Here is a 4,217-nt window from a genome sequence, read left to right on the forward strand (position 1 = left end):
AAAGCGGTCGGAAAAATAATTTCTGACCGCTTTTTTATGTTACGGGACGATGCCTGACTTGGCTTAAGACGTAATATATTACGTCTCTACGGCTAGAATAATCACTAGATAAAATTGAAATTCCTAGTTCAAGACTTAGTCTTGGACTTACGTTTTTTTCAGTTTAAAACTGTTAAAATAAAATTGACTAACGAAATCAAAACTACTGAATGCTTTTAGTCGTTTTGTCCAGTAATCTCAACTACGACACACTTTCCTTCTAATCATGTGTCAATACAAATAAATGATATACTGTTAGCGAATAAATTTTTCACTCGAAAAAATAAAAATGAATTTTTATTCATTATCCTTGAACTCAAATTCACTTTATTTTGTCTGTACTTAAGCGAAGTAATAATTCGTCGATAGCAATGCTTAAAATCAAGTAGTTAAAACTTTTATTACTGAGATATCGAACTCTTTCTCTATGTTACAAAAACTTAAAAAAATGATTATTTACGTACTGATATTTCTGGTAGTTGTTGCGCTAGGAATTTATGTATTTATGCAACAAGCACAATTTGGACAAGAACCACAAGGAAAAAGACTTGAACGTATTCAACAATCACCGTATTACAAAGATGGTGCTTTTCAAAATCTGAGCCCCACGCCTGCTTTAGCTGAGGGAGTTTCCTATTGGGATATCATCAAAGCTCAGCTCCAAACCATCCCCAATAAAGAGCCACAGCAGACTATTCCCTCTATAAAAACTGATCTTAAAAACCTATCGAACGATAGCACACAAATTATTTGGTTTGGTCATTCTTCCTATTTGATTCATACCAATGGAAAAAATATTTTGGTCGACCCAGTATTTAGTGGTAATGCTTCTCCTGTTTCTTTTTTTGGTAAAAACTACAATGGAAGTAATGTGTACAGTGTAGAAGATATGCCCGAAATTGATATATTGTTGATTACGCATGACCACTACGATCATTTGGACTATCCAACGGTTACCGCTTTAAAACCTAAAGTTAAGAAAGTCGTAACGTCTTTAGGTACTGGTCAGCATTTAGAATATTGGGGTTTTAATCCTGACAATATTATCGAACTAGAATGGTGGCAAAATACACAGCCTTTGGAAGGTTTCGAAATCACGTCTACACCTGCCAGACATTTCTCTGGACGTAAGTTTACACGTAATTTGGCTCTATGGTCATCCTATGTTTTAAAGACTCCTACAGAGCAATTATATTTGGGGGGTGATTCAGGATATGATTCGCACTTCAAACAAATCGGAGAGAAATTCGGAAGCTTTGATTTGGCTATTTTAGAATGTGGTCAGTATAACTATTTCTGGAAATACATTCACATGATGCCAGAAGAGGTAACTCAAGCGGCAAAAGATTTGAATACCAAAGTCCTCATGCCTGTTCACTGGAGTAAATTTAGCTTAGCATTGCACCCATGGAAAGAACCTATCGAGCGTGTAACCAAATCAGCAAAAGAACTTGGATTACCATTTACCAATCCAAGAATTGGCGAACCAGTCGTTATAAACGGTTCATTATTACAAAATCCTTGGTGGAAAGAGGTAGAATAACCCATTGAGTGAATGAGTGATTATTTTTAATTGTAGAGACGCAATGCTTTGCGTCTAAAAGATTAGAACACATTAATATCAAAAAAGGCGTTCGAAATGGATTTTCGAACGCCTTTTTCACGAAAGCCTTTCTTCCTAATGCCTACGGCTGAAAGCCTAAAGCCTACCCAACATACTTTTCAGTAAAAATACCACATAGGTACCAGTACAAATCCATAAACCACACGCTTCACGTGCCAATTCTTGGTTCATGGTTTTCATAGAAATCCCCTCCCCTTCTGAGAAAAAGCCTTCCCAAGCTGTCATCTGCAACCAAGTATTGAGTCCTGCCACAAAAGACATAATCGTTAGAACTACCAACAACTCTGTATTATATTTTCCTCTAAACGCTTGTACACATACATACACAGGTACCAAATACACAGGAATCCACAGTATGGGATCAGGATCATTATATTGCCAACCAGCGAATAGCAAAAAAATCAAGGCAAAAAGCAAGGCTAAATATTTCATTGTTTTGAGTAAAGGGATATTTGTGAAAATCAGATAGTTTACAATTACACCACATTCATCGACACTTATTGTTAATGATTGTTAAGGACTTTAAATTTAAAAAGATTCCCCTCATATTTCCGAAGAAAAACGAACACAATTTCGTTATAAGAGTAAATTATCATTTTTTAGAATGACACAGCCCATGGAAGTTCAATCTCAATCAGCAACTTTAGCATTAACCATAGAGAAAACAAACTATTGGTACTATCGCTTTATACTTTCGGCTTTACTGATTTTAGTAACGAAAACACTCATTTTTTCACAAAATAATCAACTCGAAACTGACAAAGGGCTTTTGCAGTCTATTGCCCCTTACAGCTCCGATGTCCGTCAATCGATATTGATGGCTAGTCAAAATCAGAGTGTTTTAGACAGAGCGCAACAAATCCGTACACGAAGCCAAAAATCTTTTCAAGATTTAATCAAAGGTTTTAGTCAAAAAGAACAAGGGTACTTTTATGAGGTAACTCGTTATCCAAATGTTTTGAACACTTTTGCCACAAACACCAATCTTCGCCGTACTGATGTTGAAGATTTGGTATCAAATACTAGCTCAATTCTCAAGGATAATGCTTGGTCATTATACCGCAGCAACCGAGACGTGATTGTTCAAATCTATCAGTTGAATCAGAATGCTGACCAAGAGTATCAGCAAATGATTCAAAGCCTCGACCCTAGTACACAATCGGCTTTTCGTCAATTGGCCAATTATCCTGACGTAATGTCATTAATGTCTGATAATAGAGAGTTGACTGCTCGTTTGGGCGAACGCTATACAAACGACCGTGAAGGTTTGAACAAAGAATTAGCCGAATTACATGACTCGATGGTGGCACAACGTCAGTATGATGTGGCTGAATACAAGAAAAAGCTCAATGATAACCCAGATGCAGCCAAAGAACTAGACCAAGCTGCTGAGGAATATGCACAAAGTAATAATTACGTTTTGCCCAACCGTGATCAAGACGTTTATATTACGAATAACTATTACAACACCAATCCTAGTCGTGTATATTATTCAAATCCTTATTCATACTGGTGCGGTTATCCTTACTGGTACACAACGCCACTCTGGTATCCAAGCTCTTACTGGTATGATTTCCGTTTTTCATTTGGCATAGGAAGCGTTGGGCTTTATGGATATGCTTCTTATGGCTTTGCAGACTGGTTCTATTATGGTGGCTATTATCGTCGTTACCCTGTTCTTTATGGCTCGTTTGGTAATTATTATCGTAATTATGTAAACTATTATTATGGTCGCCCTAGTCGTTATTACTATGCTGGTCGCCCTATGCCATACCGCAATTATGACCGTGATAGATATTACAGCAATAACGGTCGCTCAAACAACGGTTATTACCGCAATTCAAACCCAAATTATGGAGGGGGCAACCGTGGCAATGATTACAATTATAGTAATCGTGGTAACTACGGCAACAGTAGTCGCTCAAACGGAGATTATAACAATGGCAGAGGCGGAGGATATAGCCCACGAAGTGGAAACGCCGAACGTCCTTCTGATGGTAATGTGAATAGCTGGAGAGACTACAGCAACAATGGAGGCAATCGCGGAGGAAACAACTCTGATAGAGGTGGAAATTACGGAGGTAACAATAGTGCCAATAATGGAGTTTACAATGGTAATGGAGGAGGTAGCCCTTATGGAGGAAATAGTGGAGGACGCTCGGGCGCTGAAGCTGGCCGAAGCGGTGGTTCATATAACGGCGGTGGTTCGTTTGGCGGTGGAAACTCGGGTGGCGGGCGCTCAGGCACTGAAGCTGGCCGAAGCGGTGGTTCATATAACGGCGGTGGTTCGTTTGGTGGTGGAAACTCGGGTGGCGGGCGTAGCAGCGGTGGCTCAGGAAATGGCGGTGGCCAAAGCTCGAATGGCGGTGGAGGCGGTCGCTCACGTGGACCAAGATAGATAACTGATTAATTTTGAAAAGGCATAGAGGTTCAGGGTTGAAGCATTATTTCTTACTTCAAAAATGAATTTCTATGCCTTTTATTTTCTCATTTTCATACGTTAGTGGGCAAAATAAAATTTAAGATTATGCTTAGGGCTTTCAGGTATCGGCTT

Annotated in this window: 3 protein-coding genes; 2 read left to right on the forward strand and 1 reads right to left on the reverse strand. The window is 38.8% G+C overall.

Annotation, left to right across the window (positions count from 1 at the left end; translation table 11 throughout):
• Window positions 1-487: 487 nt before the first annotated feature.
• On the forward strand, window positions 488-1,582 hold the full coding sequence (locus tag ACOVQ4_RS23665; RefSeq protein WP_421823051.1) for an MBL fold metallo-hydrolase: 1,095 nt from the start codon (window positions 488-490) through the stop codon (window positions 1,580-1,582).
• Between the two features lie 156 nt (window positions 1,583-1,738).
• Here ACOVQ4_RS23665 and ACOVQ4_RS23670 read toward each other — a convergent pair whose 3' ends face one another.
• Entirely contained in the window at window positions 1,739-2,095 is a 357-nt protein-coding gene (locus tag ACOVQ4_RS23670) for a transmembrane 220 family protein (protein WP_421823052.1), read from the reverse strand.
• 184 nt (window positions 2,096-2,279) lie between these two features.
• Between ACOVQ4_RS23670 and ACOVQ4_RS23675 the strand changes: the two genes are divergently transcribed.
• A complete protein-coding gene (locus ACOVQ4_RS23675; protein WP_421823053.1) occupies window positions 2,280-4,061 on the forward strand; it encodes a hypothetical protein in 1,782 nt (593 codons plus the stop codon).
• Window positions 4,062-4,217 lie beyond the last annotated feature (156 nt).

The organism is Flectobacillus sp., from assembly GCF_049240685.1.
Classification (GTDB): Bacteria; Bacteroidota; Bacteroidia; order Cytophagales; family Spirosomataceae; genus Flectobacillus.